Below are 23,627 nucleotides of genomic sequence, written 5' to 3'. Positions count from 1 at the left end.
CGCGGGAGCAGCTGTTGTACGGATAGGCATTGTTTTTTTATACACCGGCCCGGTTTTGGATTACAATAGCAGAAAACCGGTTATCCGGTACAGCTAAACAATTATTACTTGCGCATAGCAACCATACATACCACTCTGCCCATGACAAACCAATTGTCCGGTATCCTTTCCGGAGACCCGGTAAAAAGCGCTGCAGCCGCCTCCTTAACGTATATTACGGCGAACGGATCCGGTATACAACGAATCAAAAAAGGAAAGGGATTTATCTATATAAAAAATGCGCAAACGATAAGGGACACGGATACCCTGCACCGGATCAGAAGCCTGGTAATTCCGCCCGCCTGGCGGGAAGTTTGGATCTGTGAAAACCCTAACGGACATCTGCAGTGCACCGGAATTGATGTAAAAGGACGCAGGCAGTACCGGTATCATCCATCATGGAACGCGTTACGAAATGAAACAAAATTCCACCGTTTGCTGCTGTTCGGAAAAACACTTCCGCAACTAAGAAAAACCATCCGGAAACATTTACGGGAAAAAGGCTGGTCCAAGCAAAAAGTGCTGGCGGCGGCGGTCAGCATTATGGATAAAACCGGCCTTCGGGTGGGCAATCATTTTTATGAAAAACTCTATGGCTCTTTTGGTTTATCGACCCTTCAGAACCGGCACCTGAAGATCCGGGGCAATCAGCTCCTGTTCAGCTTCCGGGGCAAAAAAGGCGTGGAGCAGAACGTATCGCTTCGTAGCGCAAGGCTGGCACGCATCATTGCTAAATGCAGGGAAATACCCGGCAAGGAACTGTTTCAGTATATCGACGACTGCGGCCAGCACCAGGCCATTCAAAGTGAAGACATTAACGCATATATACGGGATGTATCCGGCGACCATTTTTCCAGCAAGGATTTTCGTACCTGGGTAGGAACCGTTACCTGTGTGGAAGCGCTGATAAAGACAGGGTCCTTTGAAACGGAAAAGCAAAAAAATGAAAATATCGTGCAGGCCCTGGATAAAGTAGCGGCAACACTGGGTAATACAAGATCCGTTTGTAAAAAACATTACGTGCACCCGCAGGTATTAACCGCTTATGAAACAGGGAGCCTGTTGCGGTACGCATCCGGAACAGGTGCACAGGGCAGTTCCCGTACAGAATCCTTGTTGCTGAAAATATTGAAAAAGGGAAAAGATTAAACGCCCCAGGGCGTTCTCGTATGCTCCACAGGATCCGGCACCGGAATGGGTTCTATTATCGTTTCCGGATGCGGCAAGCGGTCGGTCACTACGCAATATTGCACACCGTTAATCACTTCAACATGCCAGATCCATTCGCGGATATCAAATGGCGCAGGTTCGGAGGCGGTCAGCTGATTGATGGCATCACCGGTAAAGCTTACCGGAAATTTATGACGAAAATCGGGGCTGAATATTCCGTCATCTTTGGGTTTTGCAGGTGGTCTCATATTTTTATCAATTATTTAAATGCGTTATCGGGCCAAAAAGTGTTTTTCATGCAACAGCAAACATTATTGCTTTTTCAATATCGGAAAAGTGTAGCGTATCTAAAGAAACAAAAGGCTTGCCAAATCTGCTTAAAACCAATGGCTCATCGCATCCTAACCTTAATTTTCCCGGAAGAAGCATTGACCCACAACCCATAAGATCCCTGTTTTTTTAACACATTGTTCTCTAAACGCATACCGGTATCAAAAGCAGCCATTCATGTTGTTGCGGCACCATATCACGGCCTGGCTATATTGATGATCCTGTTCCCCATTTCCACCGCATCGTTATAGATTGGAAATGATCAGGAAAACGAGATTATATAAAAGTTTTGTCGAACTGGAAAGTGGGAACCTTTCCGCAAGCTCCTATGTACCCACATCCGGGGGAATAAATAGATCGTGCGCAAAAGCAACCGCATCGTTAAACCGGTGCAGCATAATTGTTTGCAAATGCTGCAAATACTTCCAGGATATATTTCCAGCCTTTATCCGAATTCATTTGTCCGGCATAAGCGACGGCCCCTTCCCCATGGTTTTCAAAGCCTGTATGCCATAGCGTAACACGGGTTGCGCCCTGTTCAATTGCTTCAAACTGCACCTGTACCACGCTGGCCTTATCGGGGTTGGGCTCGGGCAACCGGTAAGGACTGATCTGCCAAAGAAAAACCAGCCGTTCCCCGGTTACCACCTGCAACACGCGTCCCCAATCACAACGAAAGCCAAGCGGGCCTGTTTCCGTACACCATCCGTCAACCCTTGCATCTATCTGAATGTTTACCAATGCATCACCGGACCATGTATACGCTTTGGGCCACCAGCTGAGAAACCGGTTAACAAACAGATCAAACACCAATGGTTGTCGTTTCAATACCTCGATATGTTGTTGTACTTCTGTCATCTGCTTTATTTTGCAACACGGTCAGCGGTGTGGCAATACGCACCGCTGAGACCTCCAGGTTTGACCTGTTACAAAATCACAAAGACTATACCAGCAACACCCCTGTATCCGCTGTACAGGCAGCCGTATTTGGCGCAATAGTTGAACTCGTATAAAACGGCTACACACGTAAAAGCATAAGCGGGAAATGATTCCCGGTTAAGGTAAACACCATTAGCAAACCGATAAAAACAGATGTTATGAATTACCAGGATCACAGCATGTTGTTAAACGATCTCATCCGCATTAACAATGACCGTATTGCAGGATACGAAAAAGTAAGCAACGAATTAAGGGAAGGATACGATAACGACCTTAAGCTCCTTTTCAGTAAAATGATCATCAATAGCAATGATCTGAATGCCGACCTGTCGAAAATGGTTAGTTTCCTGGGCGGAGAACCGGCATCCGGTACCACAGGTGCCGGCAAGCTTTACCGGCTTTGGCTGGATGTAAAAGCCATTTTTACGGTTACAGCCGACCGGAAGACGGCGCTGGAAGACTGTGAGCAGATCGAAGATGCGGTACAGCAGGCCTACAATGACGCACTCAATGAACCCGGGTTACCGCCGGAGATCTTTGCGCTGCTTTCATCACAAAAGGCTTCCTTACTCGAAGCGCATAACCAGGTAAAAGTGCTGAGGAATATGCAGCATGCATAAGAAGGATGCATACGAGCACGCCGTCCGTAAATAACCGGTAACTGCTGTAAGCAATTACCTATTATAATACTCACGGCAACGGCTTTTTCTTCTAACATGAAGGTCGGCTTGCCGGCAGGCGCGGACCTTCTTATGGATCATTAAAAACAATAAAAAATGAAAACGATAAATACCGCATTGATCATGGTGATCTTATTCTTATCCTGTGGTCAGCAAACGAAAACGCCGGTTGCCGAGGCCGACTCAACCAACGAGGCAAAGCAGGATAGCGCCGCAAGCGGCCTGGCCGTTACGGCCGACAGTTCCAGCGCCGCCTTTCTTGTAAGAGCCGCTGATAATACACTAAAAGAAGGCGACCTGGCGGCGCTCGCAGAACAAAAAGCTACCATTCCCACGGTAAAGCGTTTTGCGGGCATGCTGGCACAGGAACATAAAAAATCAGGTGCAACCATCAAGGATCTGGCTGCGCGAAAAAACATCAGCATTCCTCCCGCTGCCGGTGATGCACGCCCCATGGGCCGGCTGTCGGAGCTTGTAGGAAGCAGTTTCGACAGGGCCTATATCAATGAGGTCATCGATGAACATAAGAGCGCTGTTTCCAAGTTTGAAGATGCGGTCAAACATGCGCTTGACCCGGATATAAAGGCCTTTGCCGATCAACAGCTCCCGGAACTTCAGAAACACCTGGACACTGCAAAAAGCATAAAAGCAAAATACTGGAAATAAAGCAGATCATTCAGTAGGATGATTCCGGTTACAAAGCTGGTTTTAAGTAATGAATAACGGAGCGCCGGATGACCGGTAACGCACCATATCGCTACAAGGATACCGGTTCGCTCCGTTTACCAAAAGTTTCAGTGGTGGCCGGATCATTTCTTCAGGTTTTTACGGGCGTGCTGTTTTTCCCGGCGGTTATGGGTTATATCATCGCCTTTAAATAATTGTTCTTCTCCTTCACGGCTATCCAATGTATCCTTGTTCTGACGGCGGGCCCCCATGCGGGTTGGTGTTCGTTCCTGCATCGATTGGGTTTTCTTGTTTGCTTTCATAATATATATTTTAAAAGAGAATGGGTGGAATGACGGGTGGTAACGACTCTTCTGTATCCTGCTTGTAAGGCACGCCGTTGATAAAGTTGATCAGATCTTTATTCAGCCGCCCCCGGTGTGTATAAAACAATCCGTGAGGAGCACCGGCATACACTGCGTATTGTACCTGTGGTAATAACTCAGCAAGCCGGTCTGAACTCGCTTCCCGGGGAACAATCGCATCTTCATCTCCGTGGATTAGTAACACCGGGAGATCCATTGCCTCCAGGTCTGGTCTGAAGTCCGTGGCCGAAAAACTTGTAATGCAGTGAAGCGTAGCGTGCATGGCCGCGCGGGAAGCCAGTGCCCGGTAATATTCCTGCAACGGTTTATCTGCCGGCTTGTTGAGCAGCGAAGTGCCAAAAAAGTCTTTAAGAAATGCATCCAGGAACCCGATGCGGTCTGTTTTGATACCGGAGATCATTGTTGAAAAAACGGCAGCATCTACCCCAGCAGGGTTTCCGGTGGTTTGCATCAGGAAGGGTAACACCGGGCTGATCAATACCACGCGGCTGATGCGGTGGCTTCCGTGGTTCTTCAGGTATCTTGCTACTTCGCCACCGCCCATGGAAAAGCCCACCAGTATTACTTCCTGCAGATCCAGCGCTACGATCAATGCATCCAGATCAGCTGCCAGGGTATCGTAATCATATCCGACCCAGGGCTTGCTGCTGTTTCCAAAGCCCCGCCGGTCGTATGAGATCACCCGGTTACCGTTATCAACCAGGTCAGACCATTGGTACTCCCACATTTCCATGCTCAGCGGCCAGCCATGAATCAATACCAGCGGCTGGCCGGTACCATAATCGCAATAGGCAATATCGATCGTTTCCTGCTGTACCGGGTCTCTGTAAGAAATGGTTTTCATAATGCTTTTTTTAATGAGGTTATCTGTACAGGCTCCAATAAACAAGCCTGAAATCTTACCGTCCGGCCCGTTATTATTATCCGTACCGGATGTGCATCCATGGGTATTTTTTTACGCATCCGGGCAAAAAAATCCACACAATCCCCACCCGTGATCGTCACCGGCATTTTAGGGATTGTTAAACCGCGTGGCGGGCTTTTTGCCCCCCTTTCTGCATGAGCTCCCGCCAACCACCAGCCGGCCGGTAACGGCGATGTGTGCATTGCGGTAAACCCCGGTTCGTCCCCTTATCCGTTGTTTGTTCGCGGATGATCACCTGCGGTCCTTATTAAAGGATTCATCACCGGTATTGGATGGTTTCGGCAACAAACCGCTGATAACCGCCCCCGCGTACGGGGCGATCGTTTCAATCATATCAATGGGGATATTTTTTCAGTCACTCGTTGATGCAGCGGGTCATACCGGGAATGCGGAAATGATCGATGAACTGTTTCTCAAAAAACTGGAACATATAAAGTACTGGCGCCCCGGCACCTCCGGACGTGTTACAGGTAGCTTGTTTTGAAACAGCTTTTACCGGTATCTGTCGTTTGAAGCCCGGCATGATGCGCTTCCGCGCTACCTTAGAAAGATGGGCTGGTATGTTACGTGTTTCACAGGCTTTCCTGCACTTCCGTATTATTGCAGCTGCAGAATACCGGCATCAATCCGGATCTTCACTGCCCATCTGGCCAGCAGATCCAGGGTAACACCATAGCACGTCGGGAAAGCATGGACGCCGCTGCGGGAATATTGACCCCGGCATGCTGATTATCTTCGTTACCCAAAGAATTACCCCCAGGGGGCTGTGGGTAACGGGAGTGGATCTTTTTTATTCCATACCCTGGAATAACTTCAATTTATTATACAGCGTTTTCCGATCTATTTTCAGCAGTTCAGCGGCCTTTTTCTTATTGAAATTTACTTTTTGCAAAACCGACATGATCACCTGGTATTCTGCCCGGCCCGCCACTTCTTTTAACAGATCCTGTTCCTGAACCGGCAGCGGATCGGGCGGCCCGGCATCCAGTTCCATATGGCTGTAAGAAATTATTTCCGGTAATAAAACATCCTCTTCAATCGCATTGCCGGAAGTGGTAAGCAACACAGCCCGGCGCACGGCATTGCGCAGTTCGCGAAGATTACCCGGCCAGTCGTAGCGCTGAAAAGCGGCCAGCACCGGTTCCGAAAAAAACTCCACCTGCTTCTCACTTTCCTCGCAGGATTTTTTCAGGAAAAATTCCGCCAGGTGCCGGATATCTTCTTTCCGGTCCCGTAATGCCGGTAAATGAATCGCAAACTCATTTAAGCGGTGATAAAGGTCTTCCCGGAAGCGTCCTTTCTGGCAGGCCATTTTCAGTTCCTCGTTGGAGGCTACAATGATCCGCACATCGGCTGCGATCTCCTTATTGCCGCCCACCCGTTTAAATTTCCGTTCCTGTATGATCCGGAGCAGGATCGCCTGGATGTCGGTAGAAAGATTGGCGATTTCATCGAGAAAAAGCGTACCGCCGTTGGCCATTTCAAAATGACCTTCCTTATCCTGCAAGGCACCCGTAAAAGCGCCTTTTACGTGGCCAAAAAGTTCACTTCCGGCCAGTTCGCGTGAGAGTGTGCCGCAATCGAGCGCCACAAAGGGCTTCCCGGCCCGCTTACTGTTTTGATGAATGGTACGGGCAATGACTTCCTTACCGGTACCGCTCTCCCCATATAAAATCACACTGTAATCGGTAGGCGCCACTACGTTCACCTGCTGGTACAGGACTGCCGTGGGCTTCGATTTGCCGATATAATAATCTTCCGTAAAGGCACTGCTGTTGCTTTTTATAGACGGTCCTTCTTCCCCGGATTGCTGCCGCGTGGTCATTTTTTTTAACAGCTCCAGCACTTCTTCCGGAACAAGGGGTTTGGGAATATAATCAAACACTCCCAGCCGGGTCACTTCAATAGCCTGGCGGATATCGGAGTAGCCCGTAATCACTAACACAGCCACCTTGCTATTAAGCTCCTTTAACTCCCGTACCAACTGTACCCCATCCATATCTCCCAGCCGGTAGTCGGTAATCACAGCATCAAAATGATCCGCCTTATATTTAGCAATTCCCTTATTGCCGGAGTAAGCAGTTTCTACTTCATAACCGTTTTTTAAAAGGTAACGTGCCAGCAGCTGGCACAAATCAACATCGTCATCAATAATAAGAAGCTTAATGGGCATATTCTGAGGTTTTTTTTACACATTCAATTTATAGCGCAAATCGTGCCGACTTTTACATTTTTAAAATTCACAGCCTGCAAACCGCATTTGGCAGAATAATTGCCGGTAATAGAAAAAAGTGGAAAGTAACGTTTTCCCATATCATTCCGTACACCCGCCGCAAAAAAAGCCGTCACTAAAAACGCTGATCATTGATGACGAAGATGATATATACTATCTTCTCCGTAATATACTGAAACAACGAAATATTGACGCCGTATATGCCGGATCTATCCACGACGGGTTGGAGGTGCTGAAACAGAACCCGGGTATCTGTTTGATCTTTCTGGACAACCGGCTACCCGATGGTCTTGGCGTTCAGTATATCCAGCAATTCAAAACCATTGCGGATGTGAATATCGTGATGATGACCGCCTATGACACCAGCTACGACCAAAAAATGGCCCTTAACAACGGTGCGGACCATTTCATCGGGAAACCCTTTACCAAAGAAACCATTCTTTCCATCATCGATCAAATAACTTCCGGACATAACACCGGTTTATCCGGTTTTATACCAGATCAAGAGACACGATAAACACAGTACCCTTTCCTTTTTCGCTTTGTACCCGGATATTGCCTTTATGATTTAATATAATGTTTTGCGTATTCGTAAGCCCCAATCCGTTGCCTTTGCTTTTCAATGTAAAATAGGGCTCAAAAAGATGCTGCAGGGTATTCTCATCCATTCCGCTTCCATTGTCCCGAACTTCTACCACACACTTACCTGCTGTTTTCCGGGTAGCCAGTTCCAGCACTCCGCCCTCTTCAGGCATCGCCTCAATTGCATTTACAATGATATTCAGCAAGGCCAGTTTCATCCGATCCTTATCTACCAGCACATCACAAAGATCCGGTGAGTAATCCTTTACCACCTGTATTTTCTGCAGCAACAGCCGGTCTTTCGCCATATCCAGGCTTTCATCGAGTATTTTATTGATATCCTCCCGTTGTTTATCCAGCTGCATAAACTTCGTAGCATTAAGCAGGTCGGCCACCATCTGGCTGATGCGCGATGAATTCCGTTTAATGATAGCGATCAGCAATTGCCCCTCTTCATCATTTTCGATACAGGATATATCCCGCAACTGTTCCGCAGCCAGGGTGATATTGGTAAGCGGGTTACGTACCTCGTGCGCCACCACCCGCGACACGCGGCCGATGGTGGCCAGCTTTTCAATCCCCTTCAGCTCATTCAGTTCCGTATTCTTATCGCTTAGTTCCTTTACATTGCTTTCCAGTTCCAGCCGGTACTGGTCTGCAATCGTATTCGCCTTTTTCTTCTGCCGGTACTGGCTGTTAAAAGTGAAGATCGCATACAGTACCGCAATCAGTGCCATAAATAACGACACGATGGTTACCGCTTCCGTACTGCTGTAAAACTTATTCAGTTTTGATATCCGCCCTTTCATAAGCCGTTCTTCAAGCAGCGTCATCTTTCCCATCTGCTCATAAATGCTGTCTGCCTGCGCTAATTTTGCTGCGCCTATGGTAGACATGCGCAGCGCGGCCGATGTATTCTGGTTCAGCAATATGGAACTGGAGAGCTCGGAAAGCCGGCGTTTGGTCATGGAATAAAGCCGTTCTTCGTTTGCCGACTGTACTGAGTCCTCCTTCGTCAGCTGTTTTATTTCTCCGTGTAATTTTTCCAGGTTAGTCCGGGCTGCATAAAAACCTTCCAGGAACGGGGATTGTTTATTGATAATATAACCCCGCACATTGGATTCGGCTTCGCTCATTGCCATTTTAATATCCCCCATCTTATTGATCAGCGTGTAGTTGCTTACGATCCAGTTCTTCTCTTTCTGAAGCCTGCGGTTCGTGGAAAAGATCAGGATATACGATACAAGGAGCAACAGAGAAGATAACGCATATCCAAACCTTATTTTATTCAAGGACAAAATCATACTGAAAAATTAATATACAGGAACCGGGCAACAATTAAAAAATCACTCCTACAAACACAAAAAAACCGGGGAAAACAGACGAGCATTAATCCGTCATTTTACAACGCAGCCACAACCAACTCCTATAGGGCTTACATAAAAATTAGTCTGGTAAATATACATAACTTTTTTGAATAATAAACACCCGTACACAAACCGGCAACGCAGATTCCGCGTTGCACCGGCAGTGCACATTTGCCGTTCCGGAATTGCAAACCATAGTTCCCGATACCCTCCGAGGAAATAATTTCCCGATCCCCAGACATCTGTTTTATTTCTTACCGCTTTTAAAAGAAACAGCCGCTTCCCGGTATTCTGAACATCTACAAAGAATGGTTGGCGGATGACGGATGTAAAACCTCAGAAACTGGTAAATACCACCGGCGAACAGATCGCGCTTTGGTATGAATGATCACACGCAAATTTTTATTATGGATACGGGGCGATATGGTTCCCGGAAAAGCCCGTTACAAAAAAACATAACAGCCTGTCCGCATTACGGCAGCTCCGGTTGTTTTGTCCCGGCTCCGGGATCCTGTACCGGCCGGGCCGCATCCGACGGCTGCCTGCCGTGCTGGTTCTTACGTTCATCTATTTTACCGGATAAGCGCTGATAGTACCGGTGCAACACCTCCAGCTCATCTTCTGTCAGGTCTTCGATATCCACCATGCGGTTACTGGCTTCCTTACTGGCAGCAATCAACTCATCCAGTTTCAGCTGCGTAGCCCTGGAATCTTTATTCTGGGTTTTCTGGATTAAAAACACCATCAGGAACGTAATAATAGTGGTCCCCGTATTGATCACCAGCTGCCAGGTATCGGAATAATGAAAAACCGGGCCCAGCACCAGCCAGATCAATACCAATACAAAGGCAGAACCGAATGCTGCAAAACTACCGGTCCAACAGGTGATACGGGCGGCAAGCCGTTCGAAAAAATTAACCTTCTTTTTATTCATGGTCTTCCTTTTTGTTGTATACATAATTTTAGTCGGTCATCCGCCATACGTTTGGTGGAACGTTCTCAAATAATAATAGCGGCTGTTTGCCTTGATTTGCCGGTTACGGCAAAGGCATCTTAATAGCCTGCGGAAATGCCCTGGCTGATACATGCATGTCCCGGCATAATTTCATCCAGGATCCTTTTTGCCGTATAGGAAATCGTTTGCAGGATGATGGCTTCCGGGGATCCGGTAAATTCCATACGCTCTGAAAAGATCCGGGTTCCGGTCTTTATTCCATAAACAAACATGGTACCAACCGGCTTCTCCGGTGTTTCGCTTCCTCCCGGAGCTGTTAGCCCCGTAATGCCTACATGAAGATCGGCAGGGATCAGCGGTATCAATCCCCGTGTAATGGCTTCCGTTACTTCCTCCGACTCCGGCGTATACGTTGCTACCAGTTGGGGCGACACCTTCAATACCTGTTCCTTTAAAGATGCATCATAGCATACAAATCCTCCTTTTAAAAAATTGCCCGCGTCCGGCAATAAGGCAAATTCGGCGGTAAGCCTGCCGGCGGTGGCACTTTCTGCAAATGCGATCGTAAGCTTTTGCTCCCTGAGCCGCTTTCCGCATTCCATAAGATATTGGTTCATCATAGTATAAAAAATTTAACCTATAAAGCGTTCTCCGTTGGTTTGGAAATAACCATAACACCTACAACAACCGGAGCAACATCACAGTAAAACATCCGCAGCAACCGTATGCAAATACCGGTCCTGAAATACCGTAAGAGGCGTTCCACCGGTTCTTTACAGATAAACCCGCGAAACGCTACCGGGATCCTGAACGAGAGTGTGCCAGGCTATGGTGAACACCCGCCGGCTTCGCTAGGCTCGTTGGTGAACTTTCACCGGCATTGAAAAAAACGAATACTGCATGTGGAAATAATTCCACGAACAGCTGAATGTGCATGGTTTTTGATACTCTAGCGATGCAGCCATTCCGGGAACGGATTACGCTGTCAGAAAATCCGGTATGCCATCGGTAATGCCGGATACATACCGAATATTAAACCTGATTACATATGAAAGCAATTTGGACCGGTGCCATCGGTTTTGGCTTAGTAAACATCCCTGTAAAAATGTATGCGGCTACGGAAGAAAGCAGCCTCGACCTGGATATGCTGGATAAAAAAGACCTTAGCAATATCCGGTTTAAAAGAGTGAATGAACATACCGGGAAGGAAGTAGACTGGGAGCATATCGTAAAGGCCTACGATTATGAGGGAAAATATATTGTGCTGGATAAGGCCGATTTTGAAAAAGCAATGCCGGAGAAAACAAAACTGCTGACCATCGACCAGTTTGTAAAAACAGAAGAGATTGACAGCATTCTTTACGAATCGCCCTATTACCTGGAACCACAGAAAGGCGGAGAAGCTGCATACGGGCTTTTAACGGAAGCGTTAAAAAAAACCGGGATGGCCGGGGTGGGCACTTTTGTATTACGCAACAAGGAAGCATTGGGCGTGCTGCGCTTTTATGAAGACCTGCTGCTTTTTCAGCGCATCCGGTATGCGCAGGAAGTAAGAGACAGCAAGGACCTGAATATTCCCAAGCGCGCGATCAAACCCTCCGAATTAAAAATGGCCACCGCATTGATCAGCCAGTTGTCTCAACCATTCGATATCAGCGCCTATAAAGATAATTATACAGACGAGCTTCTTAAAATTATCCGGTCTAAAGCAAAAGGCAAGAAGATCACCCGGCCAAAAATGAAGGTAGTATACAACAAATCCAAGGACCTGATGGAACAATTAAAAGCCAGTCTTGCCAGCTCCAAAAAGAAGAAGGCTTCTTAAACCGGCGCGCCGGCAATGCCAAGCATATCAATCGTGGCTACATTAAAAAAATACCAGCAGAAGCGGAATTTTGAGGAAACCCCCGAACCCAGGGGAAAAAAGACAGCATCCGGGAAGCAGGGCCTGCATTTCGTAATACAGCGTCATGCGGCCTCCCGCCTGCATTATGACTTCCGGCTGGAAATGGACGGCGTACTTAAAAGCTGGGCCGTACCGAAGGGACCTTCGCTCAACCCTGCAGATAAACGGCTGGCCATGATGGTAGAAGATCATCCGTATGACTACCAGTTCTTTGAGGGATCTATTCCCAGGGGCCATTATGGTGCAGGCGAAGTAGAGATCTGGGATAAGGGTACCTATGAAGCGCTTGAAAAACAACCGCGCAAAAAAGAAGAAACGGTTCTGTTGGAAGGCGTAAAAAGCGGCTCTTTAAAATTCATCCTCCACGGACAAAAGCTAAAAGGTGAATTTGCCCTCGTGCGCATGAAACATACTGCGGAAGGCAATGCCTGGCTCCTGTTAAAACACAAGGATGCCTATGCGGTTACCACGCCCTATAATGCCGAGGCGCATGTAAAAAAAAAATCAAAAGTAACGGCCGCCGTGCGGGAAAAAAAAGTCAAAAAGAATAAAGCCGTTGCCGGGAAACCGTTACCGGCTGAAGGCACGGGACGGAAATATACCCATTTTATAAAACCCATGCTGGCTACCCTTTCATCCCATCCGTTTACCGATAAAGACTGGATCTTTGAAATAAAATGGGACGGATACCGGGCCATTGCCGAAATCGGACGCAACTTCCGTTTCTATTCACGGAACGGGCTCAACTTTTCGGGAAAATACCCGGTTCTGGCAGACGCATTACAGCAACAGGAGCATGAAATGGTCATAGACGGTGAAATTGTGGCGTACAACGACGCCGGGCTTCCCGATTTTCAAACCCTACAATATTATGGAGAACACCCCGATGTGCCGATCATTTATCATGCATTTGATCTTTTATACCTGAACGGGCGCCGTACCGAGGAGCTACCGCTGCTACAGCGGAAAGAACTGCTGCAACAGGCATTGGCAGAAAATGATTGGGTACGCTATTGCGATCATGTAAAAGCAGACGGCGCACGTTTCTTTAAAGTGATTCAACAGAAAAACCTTGAAGGCATGATCGCCAAACGGTCGGACAGTCATTATACCGAAGGAAGAAGAAGTTCGGCCTGGCTCAAGATCAAACATCACCACACGGAGGAAGTGGTCATTGCCGGTTATACGGAACCCCGCGGTTCCCGCAAGAAATTCGGTGCATTGATCCTGGGGCGATACCAGGATGGCAAACTGGTGTATGCCGGCCACACCGGTACCGGTTTTAACAGCGCCTCCCTGAATGCGCTCTTCAAAAAAATGCAACCGCTTGTGGTGGCAAAATCACCTTTTCAAAAGCCTCCGAAGACCAATATGCCGGCAGTGTGGGTGCGCCCCAGACTGGTTTGCAATATTAAATTTTCCGAACTTACCAAAGAACATATCTTCCGCCAACCCGTTTTTCAGGGACTCCGGGAAGATAAGGCCGCAACTGAAGTGATCATTCCCAAAAATGAACAGACTATGACGGATAAAACACCGGTTAAGAAAAAGAAAGCGACGGCCAGGGCAGCCGCTCCTCAGGAAAAGGAGGTCTTCATAAAAGCTGATGGCAAACAGGTAAAACTTTCCAATCCACAAAAGGTATACTGGCCGGAAGAAGGCTATACCAAGAGGGATCTGATCGACTATTATAACCAGATAGCCCCATTCATTCTCCCCTATCTTAAGGATCGCCCGGAAAGTCTCAACCGCTTTCCGGACGGCATCTCCGGCGAAAGCTTTTATCAAAAAGATGCGGGGGCCATCGTGCCGGACTGGATCAGTACTGCTCCTATCTATTCAGAAAGCAATCATAAAGAAATCGACTATGTGGTATGCAATAACCGGGCATCTATGCTCTATCTCGCCAACCTGGGCTGTATTGAATTAAATCCCTGGAACAGTACCACCAAAAAACCGGATACACCTACGTATATGATCATGGATATAGATCCCTCCGAAAAAAATACATTTGAACAGGTAATTGAAGCCACGCTTGTCGTGAAACAGGTGCTGGATGATTGCGGAGCGGTTTCTTTTTGCAAGACCTCCGGTTCCACCGGTTTGCATGTGTATATTCCGATGGGGAATAAATACAGCTATGAACAGGTAAAAAATTTCGCACACCTTATTGCTATGCAGGTAGTAGCCATGTTGCCCGAAACCACCACACTGGAGCGGAACCTGAAAAAAAGAGGCAACAAAAAAATATACATCGATTACCTGCAAAACCGGAGAGGGCAAACCATCGCCTGCGCCTACAGCGTACGGCCCCGGCCCGGTGCCACGGTATCTACCCCTTTAAACTGGGAAGAGGTAAAGCCAGGACTGGATCCCCGCCGGTTCACTATAAGAAGCATCCATAAGCGGCTGGAGCAAACCGGTGATCTGTTCCGTCCCATTCTTGGCAAAGGGATTAACATGCTGCAATGTATTAAAAAGCTCTCCGGTTAAAGAAAACGGACCTTTTCAAATTTGGCGCAATACTTGAAAACTTTAAAATGGAGTTATTCTCTCCTACATTTTAAACAACCGCCATGCACAATACACGAAACAAGATCCGGGAAATGGAAGCGCTGAACGACCTGATACAGATCCATGCAGACAAGATCGAAATGTATGAAAAATGTAAGCAATACTGCGCCGGCTGTTACCTGGCAGAACTTGTGGAAGACATGGTACAGCAGGGGCATTATTTTATACGGCTGATGAATGCCTACCTGCGCAAAACAAATGCCGGTGAACCCGACTCCGTTAACCGCGGTATTTACCGCACCTGGCTTGAACTCCGGGCGCTGTATGCGCTTCATCTAACAACCGGCCTGCTTGCCGCCTTCGAATTTAACGAAGATGCCACCATCCGGGCATATGAAATAGTACTTGCGGAGCTTGTACCCCATCATGAATTAAAGCAGATCCTGCAACATCAAAAGCAGATACTCATAAACAATCAACGCCATATCCGTTGCATACAGGATCCGCCGGAACAATGCCCGTATCCATAACCATCCTGTATCAGAAGCGGTAAAATATTCAGGGATTCTTTTGAGGTGGAATAAAAAGCACCCGAATTACTCCAAAGAATAATACAAAAAAAGCATCCGGTAAAAAAATACTGCTAAACGTTGCATAAAAATATAAAAGAAGGACGGCCGCGGATTCCTACGTAGTAAACCGAGCGGCCCTGTTATAAAAAACGCATATCAAAATTGCCAACCATCTTCCAGCACCTGTTGTACCGCAATGGCATATCCTTAAAAACGGGCCTCCGGATGCGATTCTAAAAGCCCCGCCACCTGCTATGCCTGCTGCAGGTGGGCCTCCAGTACCGGCAACTCCCGTTTAGCCCATTGCACCAGGTTTTGACCGGCGCCACTGCCCGTATAATGCCGGAATGCATTTATATCTTCCTTATGATCTTCCACCATCAGCGTTATATATGCCTTATCAAATGCAGCGCCCTTCAAACGCAGGAACCGGTTATATTTTTTCTTCATCCCATCGCTCAGGGATGCGGGTAATGAGATGTTTTTTTGAGTTGCCAGCTTTCTTATTTCTTTGTTAGCCTCCGCATGGTCGTTGATCATCCTGCGGCCGAAATTCCTTACTTCCTTCCGCCCGCTATTGCGCTGCGCCAGTTGTCCAAGCGCCACCTTTCATCAATCCTCTATCTGCTGCGGTTACTGCAAAGTCTGCATCTTTTTCCAGTGTGGCTACGGAGGGATTCGCCGTATCGGAATCCTCCACGGCCTCTTTACCATCGGGCACCGTTCTGCAAGCCAGGGCAATCATACTCATCACCACAACAAAACCCGTCAGAAGAAAGCATATATACGGTTTCATGGAGGATCTTTTAATCATTCTTAATCGCATACCGGATCATTCTCAACAGCCCGGCAATGCTTTTAATCTGCGCCTGCGCCCCTGTCCGACCGCCGTTTTAAAAAAAAGCCATTTCCTCATTTGTTAAGCATTTTAAGCTTAGCTGCATTACCCTAGCCGTTGATGATCTCACCCCCATTGGGATGCAATACCTGTCCGGTCATAAAACTGGCATCTTCACTGGCCAGGAACACATAACAGGGCGCAATTTCATTCGGTTCGCCCGCCCGTTCCATTGGCACATCACTACCAAAGGAGGCCACCTTCTCTTTGTCAAACGAAGAAACAATCAGGGGGGTCCATACCGGTCCCGGGGCTACGGCATTGACGCGGATCCCTTTTTTAACAAGGTTACCGGCAAGGCTTCTTGTAAAACCCACGATGGCTCCTTTAGTGGCTGCATAATCCATAAGCGCGGGACTACCCCTGTAGGCCGTTACGGATGTCGTATTTACAATAGCGGCTCCTTTTTTCAAATGACCCACCGCGTATTTGGTCATCCAGAAATAAGAAAAGAAATTGGTATAAAACGTTTGCAGCAATTGTTCGGTGCTGATATCTTCAATGGAAGACTGTTCCCACTGTGTGCCCGCATTATTTACCAGCACATCGAGCCCGCCAAATAATTGCACCGTTTCTTCCACAGCCTGCCGGCATGATTCTTCCTTACTAAGATCCGCTTTGATAAGCCGGCAGGTGCCACCAACAGCCGTAATTTGATCTTTTGTGTAAACGGCATCCTCATCTTCTCCCAGGTAAACGATCGCCACACGGGCCCCTTCTTTTGCAAACAGGATAGCAACGGCCCGTCCGATCCCGCTGTCGCCCCCGGTGATCAATGCCGTTTTACCGGCCAGTTTTCCGCCTTCGTAGGATTTGGGCTCACTCTTCGGCCGGGGCTGCATTTCATTTTCAATACCAGGCCTTGCCTGTACCTGGCCAGGTCGTAATTTTTCTTTCTTTTTATTTTCCATAATATTGTTTTTTTATATCCGTAAAAGAAGGGCCTCAAAAACCGGGGCAATGGATAAGGCTATTGCAGGGCCTGCTGCGGTTCCGCTTGTATTCATCCTCGTCGTTTGCATCCTCAAATCCGTACTTATAGCTCAGTTTGCAGATCTCTTCAAAAGCGGAACGCTCCGGATGCGGGCTCTTTATACGCCGTGCCCCTTGCTTTGCTTTCATCAAACTTTTTTAGATTTAACAATAAATCTCAATACTTCTATCAAAACAAAACAATCAATGCGCCAATACCTTTTTGGTTGAGCGCTGTCCCCTGAACGATGGAGCGTCAGCCGCTTCTCCGGTGAGCGGTGCCGGAAGCCGAACACCCGGAACATGTGGGTCTTAGGAACCGATCCGTTACTCCATGATAGCGGTAACCGGTTCCATTAAAATCTTTTTGTGAAATCTTTTCAAACGAAGATCTCCAGGCTATTTGCATCTCAGGCCGGAAAATATCGCAACACGCTATGAGGAAAAACTGCCTCAGGAGTTGCAGGCAGAAGCCGCACCGTATTATCTGACCATGGAGTTAATATCGCATTCAGCAGTTCCTGCTGTAACGGAGCAATCGGGTGATACAGGAAGTAGTGCACATCCGGACAGAAAGTCTTCGGTTTGTTATATGCCCGGCATAGGGCATACAGCATCGGTAACCGGGATAAGACCGTCAGGTTTCAGGGGTTCAGGGGAAAACAGGATATCCGCCATCAAAGCAGCAAATGCGCCGGTGCTACTTACCGGTTGGTTACGCGCATCTGATTCATATCAAACTGGTCATTTGAAAACGAAACGGAAAAATGCTTCACATAGCTTGCAAATACATCCATATCCAGTATCCCTTTAAATTTTTTAACCGGCAATGCTTCTCCGGTTTGCGGTTTTTCACCGGCAGCGTGTGCATATAAGGCGATGGTAAGATGGTCCTTCCCAAAAGCAACTTTAATGGCTACCGGAACAAAACGCTGAGGATTATAGTTCGGAAATATTGCCGACAAAAAAGCATCCTGTCCGCTTTTCAGATCAAGCGCCGCATAACCGACAAGATCGTGCTCTGTGGATTCAAAAGGTTGTTCCTTCATGTATGTTTTTTCGTTTTTATAATCCGTACGCATGTGTAAACCCTGCAGCGCTTCGGAATCACTCGTTAAGTACGGGAAACCCTGTACGATACCCTTGGCTGCTGTGGACCATTGTTGTAAAATAATCCGGCAATAATGGCCGGGGCTCCTTCATCTCCTACCCACAGTAAAACTCTTGTGGATATTTGTTCCCTTTATGGGGATTTTTTTCTACATAAACTTCCGGATCAACGGCCAGCGCTTCACCATTTTGCGCTACGTTAAAGTAGTTAAAAGCCATTACGGTATGATGCTTTACACATACTTCCACATAAAAATCAAAAACCTGGTACCGCGTACAAAGCACTTCTTCTTCCTCCCATCTTTCAGAAACGAACCGGGCGTTCCATAAAATACGAAGCTGTTCTGCTTCGCTTGCCTGAAGAAATTGATCGAGTGTCATAAGGTTGTTTTGTTGGTTTAGATAAGCTAAAAAAATCAGTACCACTATCCGTTACTCATCCGGCCGTAAGGCCGTGCATCCTATGCCCACGTTTTTTATACAAAAGCCCTGCCAGGGTACCTACCGTTATAATAACACCGAGGCCGATCTTCAGATACTGACCCAGTTTCATCTTTATATGTGGCGCCTGCTTCTGTATATCGCTTACTTCTTTTACAAACCGGGTGATACGCGCTTCCGCATACGGACCATACGCATCCAGCAACGTTCCCCTCACCCCGTCCGTTGTCCGCATCAGGTATAAGATCGCATTATCGGCAGGATCACTTTCTCCCTCAAAGCGGTAGAAATTTTTTATCGTTACCTCGCCAGGTATGTATATTTTTCCGGCACCACTATAGGAAAGCCCCTCTTCCGTAATGAAGAAGTCGTGGGTATATCCTGTTTTAACCGCATTCCGGATACATTCGCTGATGGTATTCATTTCTTCGGAGGACGTTTCTCGTTTCATGATGCTGCCATTTTATTATTGCAGTTGCAAAAATGCTGCCGCATGTGGCCAACAAATCCGGAGCGCCTTTTATTATAGAAACGGCTCATTTATTGCAACGGTTCCGGCAGGTGATGGTGGTGATAAAATGCAACAGCGCATTCATTAAAAAGCACCCTTAATGCAGACACTGCCTAATTGTTAAATAACACGCAATGATACGCAAACTTAAATCGGGAAAATACCGGCTGTACTCAAGGAAACCGGATCCCAAAACAAACCGGCGCCGGAACCTGGGCACATTTGATACACTGGAAGCGGCAAAAAACCACGAACGGGAGATCCAGTACTTTAAACGGCATTCCTGAAACATCCTTCAATCGCCGTTATCCGGTTTCTCCATAATGGCCGGCAACAGACCAACCGTGTCCGGGTTCAGCGCCGGCCTTCAGGCGAAAGTGCCTTCTGCAAAGAGACCGGCCCGGTCGTTCCCGCTTTGCCGGATCAACGGCAAGCATACGGCAGGTGTATGCGCCCATCGCTTCGCTAAAAAACGCTTGTTTTTTTCCAGTGTTTTTAGAGACCAATCGCTTTGCCTAACCGCTGAAAACGTTTTTAAACCACCGTATAGACCCGGATATCGGGGTGATGTTGCAGGTATGGTTCCAGTGCCGGAACCACTTCGTTATTAAAGAGACTGCTCAACAGGTATTCCTGTGCCGCATCGTGGGTTTCAAATCCATGCAACACCTGTACGCCCGCTTCATGCACCAGCAATTCCTTAAAAACGGCGCCCCGCACCGTTTCAAGAAACGGAGCCCGGTATCGACGATACACAGCCGCGGCATATTCCCGGTTTCCTTTATCAATATGCATACTGATCTGCAAATACGCTTTTATCATTGTAATCGGTTTATACTTTTACAAAACAAAAGTCTGATCTAAACCGTATCTGAAAAATGTACAAACAGGAAAAGAAATGGTAGATTCAGGAAACAGCGCGCCGGAACTCTGAAGGCGATGTATGCGTATGTTTTTTAAAATATTTCACAAAATAGGAAGGGTCATCAAATCCCAGCCGGTACCCGATCTGATTTACATTTAAATTGGAATGCAGCAACAAGCGCTGTGCTTCCAGGATTATCCGCTCCTGTATGATCTGTGACGGCGTTTTACCAAGGGTTTGATGCGTAAGATCCGACAACGTACGGGACGAAACATGTAGCAGGTCTGCATATTGAGCAACGGAAAAGCCTTTATCATAATTCCTGTTGACCAGGTCTACAAACTCAAGCAGCTGCACCCTTTTTTCATCGGGTATGTAGGCTGTTTTGCCTTCCTGTTTATCGGATACCTGCTTTCCGCGCTGCAGCTGGATCAGGAATGCTTTCAGATAGATCCGCAATAGCTCCTCACGGGCAAAGCCTTCTTCATAGTCCAGCTCCGTCTTTATCAATTGCAGATAGGTTTCCAGCAGTATCGCCATATCCTTCCCAACAGAACAGCAGGGCGTTTGATAAGGATTGTTAAACAAACTGCAGTTGACCAGGAAATCAAATCCATGATCATTGTTACCCAGTAACAGCTCATTAAAATGGATCAGGATACCCTTATAATGGGTCTGCTGGTCGAAATAATGCACCTGGTTCTTCGCTATAAAAAACAGCGTATCCCGATAAACATCGTATGCTTTGAAATCAACAAAATGTTTCCCCATGCCCTGTCTGAACCAGATGAGCTGGTAAAAACTATGGATATGCGGCCGGGTGGTGTCATGTTGATATTGCTTCAGGTAACTGCCCAGATCATGAAACGCCAGCTGCGGCTGGTCTGGCCGGTGCGGATTCAGATGATACTCCGTAATAATGGATTCCTTTTTCTTTGCCATAGTATCTCAACAACGCTTAGCGGTCATTCCCGCCTCTCCGGTACGGGTCTTAAAAGTACGCCGCTAAAATACGAAATAGATACCGGCAAAAGCAATGGCCCTATCTCAACACCGCTTTTGTTCGAACCCGATGGCAATAGCCCCGACCGGTTTCATGCATCGTATCAGCTGTTGTTGATCATTTCCGGTATCAGGCCCGCTGCCGCAGATGCATCGTTACCACAAAAAAGGAAATATCCAGGCCCGCCAGCTGTAATCGCGGTTGGCCGGCAGCGCCTATAACTACCATTCTTTTTCCGATATCTACCACAAACTTTTTATAATACCGGTCAATTTTGCAGCATGGAACAGGAAACAACAGTAGCAATCGTCGGTGGCGGGCTAAGCGGACTTGCCCTGGCCTGGTTATTACGTCAAAAAAATATAAGGGCAACGGTTCTTGAAGCATCGGACCGGCTGGGCGGACGCATTCAAACGGTTCAGGGAACGCGCGGAACACCCCTGGAGCTGGGCGCTACCTGGTTCTCCGATCAACACCCCAACCTGCTGGCGCTTATCAACAGGTTAGAGCTGAAAACATTTCCTCAATACTCGGAAGGCATTTCCCTGTTTCAAACAAAGTCATTTGAGCCTCCGCAGAAATTCTTTATACCGGCTTCTGAACGTCCTTCCTATCGCGTAGCAGGCGGAACGCAGTCGCTGATCAATGCGCTCGCGGGAGAACTACGGGAGCAGATCTATCTGAATACACCGGTTACAGCGGTCAAAGAAGCCGGTGATCAATTGTTGCTGGAAACTATTGACGGGTGCCGCTGGATCGCCGGCCGGGTTACAGTTTGCATTCCACCGCAGCTGGCGGCTACAAAAATGACCTTCTTCCCCGCATTACCGGAAGCACTCCAAACGGTACTGCCCATGGTGCAGACCTGGATGGCCGGCGCTATCAAATTTACATTGGAGTACGCCGAACCGTTCTGGAGGAATAATGGATTTTCCGGTATGTTGTACAGTCATGCAGGAATCATTATGGAAATGTATGATCATACCAATCGGGAAGAAAACAAATTCGGCTTTACCGGTTTTCTCAACGGAGGCGCAGCCGCTTATCCTCCGGATCTGCGAAAGACACTGGTGTTGCAGCAACTGGAGGAACTGTTGGGAACCGGTGCCCAAACGGCGCTTTCTTATTTTGACAAAGTATGGAATGATGTCTTTATCCAGGAGGGCATTCCCGTTTTTCAGCAACCACACCAGAACAACGGACATCCCTTATTACAGCAATCCTTCATGAATGAAAAACTATTTTTTGGTGCAACGGAAACCGCAACCGCTTTTGCGGGTTATATGGAAGGCGCTGTAATAGCGGCAACCAAACTGGCCGCCCGGTTCTGACAGAAGCACATTTCATTAAAACACTATTTTTACGGGTCCTAATTCTGCCTATTGTCTGAATCCGGTAACATACATCCTTCTGAGCGCAGCTCTAAAAAATTAAAAGAAATTGCGTTTTCCAGTCTTAAGCTGGGATGCATTGGTTTTGGCGGCATTGCCGGAATGGTAGCCACCATTGAAAATGAAATGGTCGTAAAACGTAAATGGATCGATCACCAGCACTTTATGGACGTGTTAAGCACCTCGTATATCATTCCCGGACCTAATGCTGTTGAAATTATTATGCATTGCGGAAAGGAACGCGGAGGACGCACCGGGCTCGTGATCGCAGGCATCTGCTATATCCTTCCGGCCATGCTCATCTGTTTAATCCTTGGTTATCTCTACCAGCGGTACAGCGCGCTTCCCGATGTGCAGGATTTTATGTTCGGGCTTCGCCCCGCAACCACCGCACTGGTTATTGGCACTGTTATCCGGCTTTCAAAAAATACTTTTACAAACAACCATACCTTGCTGTTGCTTTGTTTACTGGTATTTGCGGGATCACTTGCAGGGATCAACGAGGTGATCTTAATCATAGCAGCGGGGAGCCTCAACTATCTGCTGCATTTATTTAAAAAGCAATTACCGGTGGTTGCAATATTGCCGCTATTTTCAGCCATTATCCAGGCCACCGGCAGGTATACCCATGAAAAGCTTTTTTTTATTTTCTTAAAAATCGGAGCCGTTCTTTACGGAAGCGGTTATGTATTGTTCGCGTACATGGATGAATCGCTGGTGCGAAAACATCACTGGCTTACCCACCAGCAACTGACGGATGCCATTGCTGTGGGCCAGATCACACCAGGACCCGTTTTATCCAGTGCCACATTTGCCGGATACCTGGTGCATGGTGTTAGCGGCGGCATCTGGGCAACCGCGGGCATTTTCCTGCCTTCCTTTTTTATTGCCTTCTTTCTGCACAAATTGCTTTCATCTGCCCGCAAAAGCCAACGCCTGAGGATCTTCCTGGACGGGCTGAGTGCCGCTTCGGTTTCTATTATTGCTGTAGTTGGCCTACACCTGCTTGCTACCGCCGTTGAAACCTGGCGCGGCACGGTGATCCTTATCCTATGTCTGGCGTTGATCCTTTTATTAAAAAAGCTCAATACCGTTTATATCATCCTGTTGGGCAGCCTGGGTGGCTTTCTGTTATTACATTACTAAAGCAGCGCCTGCTTTTTTGAGGAGGG

At 47.5% G+C, this 23,627-nt stretch carries 28 protein-coding genes; 11 read left to right on the top strand and 17 right to left on the bottom strand.

Annotation, left to right across the window (positions count from 1 at the left end):
• Window positions 1-141 precede the first annotated feature (141 nt).
• The gene (locus tag LQ567_RS02290; RefSeq protein ID WP_231002478.1) at window positions 142-1,188 is read left to right on the top strand and encodes a DNA topoisomerase IB; all 1,047 of its coding nucleotides are present in this window, start codon (window positions 142-144) and stop codon (window positions 1,186-1,188) included.
• Here the strand turns inward: LQ567_RS02290 and LQ567_RS02285 are convergent.
• Window positions 1,185-1,457, bottom strand: a complete 273-nt coding sequence (locus LQ567_RS02285) for a hypothetical protein (RefSeq protein ID WP_231002477.1) — start codon at window positions 1,455-1,457, stop codon at window positions 1,185-1,187. The two genes, LQ567_RS02290 and LQ567_RS02285, sit on opposite strands and share 4 nt — an antisense overlap.
• A 463-nt stretch (window positions 1,458-1,920) precedes the next feature.
• Window positions 1,921-2,397, bottom strand: coding sequence for an SRPBCC domain-containing protein (locus LQ567_RS02280; RefSeq protein WP_231002476.1), 477 nt, complete (start codon window positions 2,395-2,397; stop codon window positions 1,921-1,923).
• 239 nt (window positions 2,398-2,636) lie between these two features.
• Here LQ567_RS02280 and LQ567_RS02275 point away from each other — a divergent pair, with 239 nt between their 5' ends.
• Together LQ567_RS02275 and LQ567_RS02270 are read left to right on the top strand one after the other, a co-directional pair.
• Window positions 2,637-3,098 (top strand): PA2169 family four-helix-bundle protein, encoded by a 462-nt coding sequence (locus LQ567_RS02275; RefSeq protein ID WP_231002475.1) that lies wholly within the window; start codon window positions 2,637-2,639, stop codon window positions 3,096-3,098.
• Between the two features lie 156 nt (window positions 3,099-3,254).
• Window positions 3,255-3,824, top strand: a complete 570-nt coding sequence (locus LQ567_RS02270; RefSeq protein WP_231002474.1) for a DUF4142 domain-containing protein — start codon at window positions 3,255-3,257, stop codon at window positions 3,822-3,824.
• Between the two features lie 143 nt (window positions 3,825-3,967).
• Here the strand turns inward: LQ567_RS02270 and LQ567_RS02265 are convergent, their stop codons facing one another.
• Both LQ567_RS02265 and LQ567_RS02260 read right to left on the bottom strand, forming a co-directional pair.
• A complete protein-coding gene (locus tag LQ567_RS02265; protein WP_231002473.1) occupies window positions 3,968-4,147 on the bottom strand; it encodes a hypothetical protein in 180 nt (59 codons plus the stop codon).
• A gap of 10 nt (window positions 4,148-4,157) precedes the next feature.
• Window positions 4,158-5,054 carry an alpha/beta fold hydrolase gene (locus tag LQ567_RS02260; protein ID WP_231002472.1) on the bottom strand — a complete coding sequence of 299 codons (897 nt, stop codon included), beginning with the start codon at window positions 5,052-5,054 and terminating at the stop codon, window positions 4,158-4,160.
• Window positions 5,055-5,472: 418 nt separating this feature from the next.
• Here LQ567_RS02260 and LQ567_RS02255 point away from each other — a divergent pair, with 418 nt between their 5' ends.
• Window positions 5,473-5,619: a hypothetical protein gene (locus LQ567_RS02255; RefSeq protein ID WP_231002471.1), complete on the top strand. Its 147-nt coding sequence runs from the start codon at window positions 5,473-5,475 to the stop codon at window positions 5,617-5,619.
• 306 nt (window positions 5,620-5,925) lie between these two features.
• Here LQ567_RS02255 and LQ567_RS02250 read toward each other — a convergent pair whose 3' ends face one another.
• The gene (locus LQ567_RS02250; protein WP_231002470.1) at window positions 5,926-7,308 is read right to left on the bottom strand and encodes a sigma-54-dependent transcriptional regulator; all 1,383 of its coding nucleotides are present in this window, start codon (window positions 7,306-7,308) and stop codon (window positions 5,926-5,928) included.
• 118 nt (window positions 7,309-7,426) lie between these two features.
• On the opposite strand from LQ567_RS02250, the gene LQ567_RS02245 reads away from it, so the two are divergent.
• A complete protein-coding gene (locus LQ567_RS02245; protein WP_231002469.1) occupies window positions 7,427-7,885 on the top strand; it encodes a response regulator in 459 nt (152 codons plus the stop codon).
• On the opposite strand, the gene LQ567_RS02240 is transcribed toward LQ567_RS02245, so the two are convergent.
• The 3 genes from LQ567_RS02240 to LQ567_RS02230 form a co-directional block, all read right to left on the bottom strand.
• Window positions 7,860-9,254 (bottom strand): ATP-binding protein, encoded by a 1,395-nt coding sequence (locus LQ567_RS02240; RefSeq protein ID WP_231002468.1) that lies wholly within the window; start codon window positions 9,252-9,254, stop codon window positions 7,860-7,862. The two genes, LQ567_RS02245 and LQ567_RS02240, sit on opposite strands and share 26 nt — an antisense overlap.
• Before the next feature lie 535 nt (window positions 9,255-9,789).
• Window positions 9,790-10,251 (bottom strand): low affinity iron permease family protein, encoded by a 462-nt coding sequence (locus LQ567_RS02235; protein WP_231002467.1) that lies wholly within the window; start codon window positions 10,249-10,251, stop codon window positions 9,790-9,792.
• A 119-nt stretch (window positions 10,252-10,370) separates the two neighbouring features.
• Window positions 10,371-10,892 carry a CinA family protein gene (locus tag LQ567_RS02230; RefSeq protein ID WP_231002466.1) on the bottom strand — a complete coding sequence of 174 codons (522 nt, stop codon included), beginning with the start codon at window positions 10,890-10,892 and terminating at the stop codon, window positions 10,371-10,373.
• Window positions 10,893-11,320: 428 nt separating this feature from the next.
• Between LQ567_RS02230 and ku the strand changes: the two genes are divergently transcribed.
• The 3 genes from ku (at window position 11,321) to LQ567_RS02215 (ending at window position 15,222) form a co-directional block, all read left to right on the top strand.
• Window positions 11,321-12,097: a non-homologous end joining protein Ku gene (ku, locus tag LQ567_RS02225; RefSeq protein ID WP_231002465.1), complete on the top strand. Its 777-nt coding sequence runs from the start codon at window positions 11,321-11,323 to the stop codon at window positions 12,095-12,097.
• Between the two features lie 15 nt (window positions 12,098-12,112).
• Complete coding sequence (gene ligD, locus LQ567_RS02220) at window positions 12,113-14,671, top strand: DNA ligase D (protein WP_231002464.1); 2,559 nt, start codon at window positions 12,113-12,115, stop codon at window positions 14,669-14,671.
• Window positions 14,672-14,754: 83 nt separating this feature from the next.
• Entirely contained in the window at window positions 14,755-15,222 is a 468-nt protein-coding gene (locus LQ567_RS02215) for a DUF2383 domain-containing protein (RefSeq protein WP_231002463.1), read from the top strand.
• 294 nt (window positions 15,223-15,516) lie between these two features.
• Here LQ567_RS02215 and LQ567_RS02210 read toward each other — a convergent pair whose 3' ends face one another.
• From LQ567_RS02210 to LQ567_RS02180, 7 genes are all read right to left on the bottom strand, one after another.
• Window positions 15,517-15,870 (bottom strand): DUF4142 domain-containing protein, encoded by a 354-nt coding sequence (locus tag LQ567_RS02210; protein WP_231002462.1) that lies wholly within the window; start codon window positions 15,868-15,870, stop codon window positions 15,517-15,519.
• On the bottom strand, window positions 15,839-16,060 hold the full coding sequence (locus LQ567_RS02205; RefSeq protein WP_231002461.1) for a hypothetical protein: 222 nt from the start codon (window positions 16,058-16,060) through the stop codon (window positions 15,839-15,841). Before LQ567_RS02205 ends, LQ567_RS02210 begins: the two co-directional genes overlap by 32 nt.
• A 152-nt stretch (window positions 16,061-16,212) precedes the next feature.
• On the bottom strand, window positions 16,213-17,073 hold the full coding sequence (locus tag LQ567_RS02200; RefSeq protein ID WP_231002460.1) for an SDR family oxidoreductase: 861 nt from the start codon (window positions 17,071-17,073) through the stop codon (window positions 16,213-16,215).
• Window positions 17,074-17,107: 34 nt separating this feature from the next.
• Window positions 17,108-17,284 carry a hypothetical protein gene (locus LQ567_RS02195; protein WP_231002459.1) on the bottom strand — a complete coding sequence of 59 codons (177 nt, stop codon included), beginning with the start codon at window positions 17,282-17,284 and terminating at the stop codon, window positions 17,108-17,110.
• Between the two features lie 554 nt (window positions 17,285-17,838).
• Window positions 17,839-18,183 (bottom strand): hypothetical protein, encoded by a 345-nt coding sequence (locus tag LQ567_RS02190; RefSeq protein ID WP_231002458.1) that lies wholly within the window; start codon window positions 18,181-18,183, stop codon window positions 17,839-17,841.
• Between the two features lie 157 nt (window positions 18,184-18,340).
• The gene (locus LQ567_RS02185; protein WP_231002457.1) at window positions 18,341-18,625 is read right to left on the bottom strand and encodes a hypothetical protein; all 285 of its coding nucleotides are present in this window, start codon (window positions 18,623-18,625) and stop codon (window positions 18,341-18,343) included.
• 55 nt (window positions 18,626-18,680) lie between these two features.
• Window positions 18,681-19,136 carry a hypothetical protein gene (locus LQ567_RS02180; protein ID WP_231002456.1) on the bottom strand — a complete coding sequence of 152 codons (456 nt, stop codon included), beginning with the start codon at window positions 19,134-19,136 and terminating at the stop codon, window positions 18,681-18,683.
• A gap of 194 nt (window positions 19,137-19,330) precedes the next feature.
• Here LQ567_RS02180 and LQ567_RS02175 point away from each other — a divergent pair, with 194 nt between their 5' ends.
• Window positions 19,331-19,483, top strand: a complete 153-nt coding sequence (locus tag LQ567_RS02175; RefSeq protein WP_231002455.1) for a hypothetical protein — start codon at window positions 19,331-19,333, stop codon at window positions 19,481-19,483.
• Window positions 19,484-19,730: 247 nt separating this feature from the next.
• Here LQ567_RS02175 and LQ567_RS02170 read toward each other — a convergent pair whose 3' ends face one another.
• Complete coding sequence (locus tag LQ567_RS02170) at window positions 19,731-20,018, bottom strand: hypothetical protein (RefSeq protein ID WP_231002454.1); 288 nt, start codon at window positions 20,016-20,018, stop codon at window positions 19,731-19,733.
• Between the two features lie 85 nt (window positions 20,019-20,103).
• A complete protein-coding gene (locus LQ567_RS02165; protein ID WP_231002453.1) occupies window positions 20,104-21,003 on the bottom strand; it encodes a helix-turn-helix domain-containing protein in 900 nt (299 codons plus the stop codon).
• Window positions 21,004-21,345: 342 nt separating this feature from the next.
• Here LQ567_RS02165 and LQ567_RS02160 point away from each other — a divergent pair, with 342 nt between their 5' ends.
• Complete coding sequence (locus LQ567_RS02160) at window positions 21,346-22,395, top strand: flavin monoamine oxidase family protein (protein WP_231002452.1); 1,050 nt, start codon at window positions 21,346-21,348, stop codon at window positions 22,393-22,395.
• Window positions 22,396-22,446: 51 nt separating this feature from the next.
• Window positions 22,447-23,601 (top strand): chromate efflux transporter, encoded by a 1,155-nt coding sequence (chrA, locus tag LQ567_RS02155; protein WP_231002451.1) that lies wholly within the window; start codon window positions 22,447-22,449, stop codon window positions 23,599-23,601.
• The last annotated feature ends 26 nt before the right edge of the window (window positions 23,602-23,627 follow it).

It is taken from the genome of Niabella pedocola (assembly GCF_021044425.1).
Taxonomy (GTDB): Bacteria; Bacteroidota; Bacteroidia; order Chitinophagales; family Chitinophagaceae; genus Niabella; species Niabella pedocola.
The sequence above is the reverse complement of the archived record's forward strand: the minus strand, read 5'-3'. Positions and strand labels throughout refer to the sequence as shown.

Coding starts and splice junctions, on each gene's coding strand:
- LQ567_RS02185 (WP_231002457.1), bottom strand. CDS start 18,625: ATGACACTCGATCAATTTCTTCAGGCAAGCGAAGCAGAACAGCTTCGT.
- ku (WP_231002465.1), top strand. CDS start 11,321: ATGAAAGCAATTTGGACCGGTGCCATCGGTTTTGGCTTAGTAAACATC.
- LQ567_RS02175 (WP_231002455.1), top strand. CDS start 19,331: ATGATACGCAAACTTAAATCGGGAAAATACCGGCTGTACTCAAGGAAA.
- LQ567_RS02190 (WP_231002458.1), bottom strand. CDS start 18,183: ATGAAGGAACAACCTTTTGAATCCACAGAGCACGATCTTGTCGGTTAT.
- LQ567_RS02275 (WP_231002475.1), top strand. CDS start 2,637: ATGAATTACCAGGATCACAGCATGTTGTTAAACGATCTCATCCGCATT.
- LQ567_RS02170 (WP_231002454.1), bottom strand. CDS start 20,018: ATGATAAAAGCGTATTTGCAGATCAGTATGCATATTGATAAAGGAAAC.
- LQ567_RS02180 (WP_231002456.1), bottom strand. CDS start 19,136: ATGAAACGAGAAACGTCCTCCGAAGAAATGAATACCATCAGCGAATGT.
- LQ567_RS02260 (WP_231002472.1), bottom strand. CDS start 5,054: ATGAAAACCATTTCTTACAGAGACCCGGTACAGCAGGAAACGATCGAT.
- LQ567_RS02270 (WP_231002474.1), top strand. CDS start 3,255: ATGAAAACGATAAATACCGCATTGATCATGGTGATCTTATTCTTATCC.
- ligD (WP_231002464.1), top strand. CDS start 12,113: ATGCCAAGCATATCAATCGTGGCTACATTAAAAAAATACCAGCAGAAG.
- LQ567_RS02250 (WP_231002470.1), bottom strand. CDS start 7,308: ATGCCCATTAAGCTTCTTATTATTGATGACGATGTTGATTTGTGCCAG.
- LQ567_RS02205 (WP_231002461.1), bottom strand. CDS start 16,060: ATGAAACCGTATATATGCTTTCTTCTGACGGGTTTTGTTGTGGTGATG.
- LQ567_RS02280 (WP_231002476.1), bottom strand. CDS start 2,397: ATGACAGAAGTACAACAACATATCGAGGTATTGAAACGACAACCATTG.
- LQ567_RS02200 (WP_231002460.1), bottom strand. CDS start 17,073: ATGGAAAATAAAAAGAAAGAAAAATTACGACCTGGCCAGGTACAGGCA.
- LQ567_RS02195 (WP_231002459.1), bottom strand. CDS start 17,284: ATGAAAGCAAAGCAAGGGGCACGGCGTATAAAGAGCCCGCATCCGGAG.
- LQ567_RS02160 (WP_231002452.1), top strand. CDS start 21,346: ATGGAACAGGAAACAACAGTAGCAATCGTCGGTGGCGGGCTAAGCGGA.
- LQ567_RS02240 (WP_231002468.1), bottom strand. CDS start 9,254: ATGATTTTGTCCTTGAATAAAATAAGGTTTGGATATGCGTTATCTTCT.
- LQ567_RS02230 (WP_231002466.1), bottom strand. CDS start 10,892: ATGATGAACCAATATCTTATGGAATGCGGAAAGCGGCTCAGGGAGCAA.
- LQ567_RS02165 (WP_231002453.1), bottom strand. CDS start 21,003: ATGGCAAAGAAAAAGGAATCCATTATTACGGAGTATCATCTGAATCCG.
- LQ567_RS02265 (WP_231002473.1), bottom strand. CDS start 4,147: ATGAAAGCAAACAAGAAAACCCAATCGATGCAGGAACGAACACCAACC.
- LQ567_RS02255 (WP_231002471.1), top strand. CDS start 5,473: ATGGGGATATTTTTTCAGTCACTCGTTGATGCAGCGGGTCATACCGGG.
- LQ567_RS02285 (WP_231002477.1), bottom strand. CDS start 1,457: ATGAGACCACCTGCAAAACCCAAAGATGACGGAATATTCAGCCCCGAT.
- LQ567_RS02215 (WP_231002463.1), top strand. CDS start 14,755: ATGCACAATACACGAAACAAGATCCGGGAAATGGAAGCGCTGAACGAC.
- LQ567_RS02235 (WP_231002467.1), bottom strand. CDS start 10,251: ATGAATAAAAAGAAGGTTAATTTTTTCGAACGGCTTGCCGCCCGTATC.
- LQ567_RS02290 (WP_231002478.1), top strand. CDS start 142: ATGACAAACCAATTGTCCGGTATCCTTTCCGGAGACCCGGTAAAAAGC.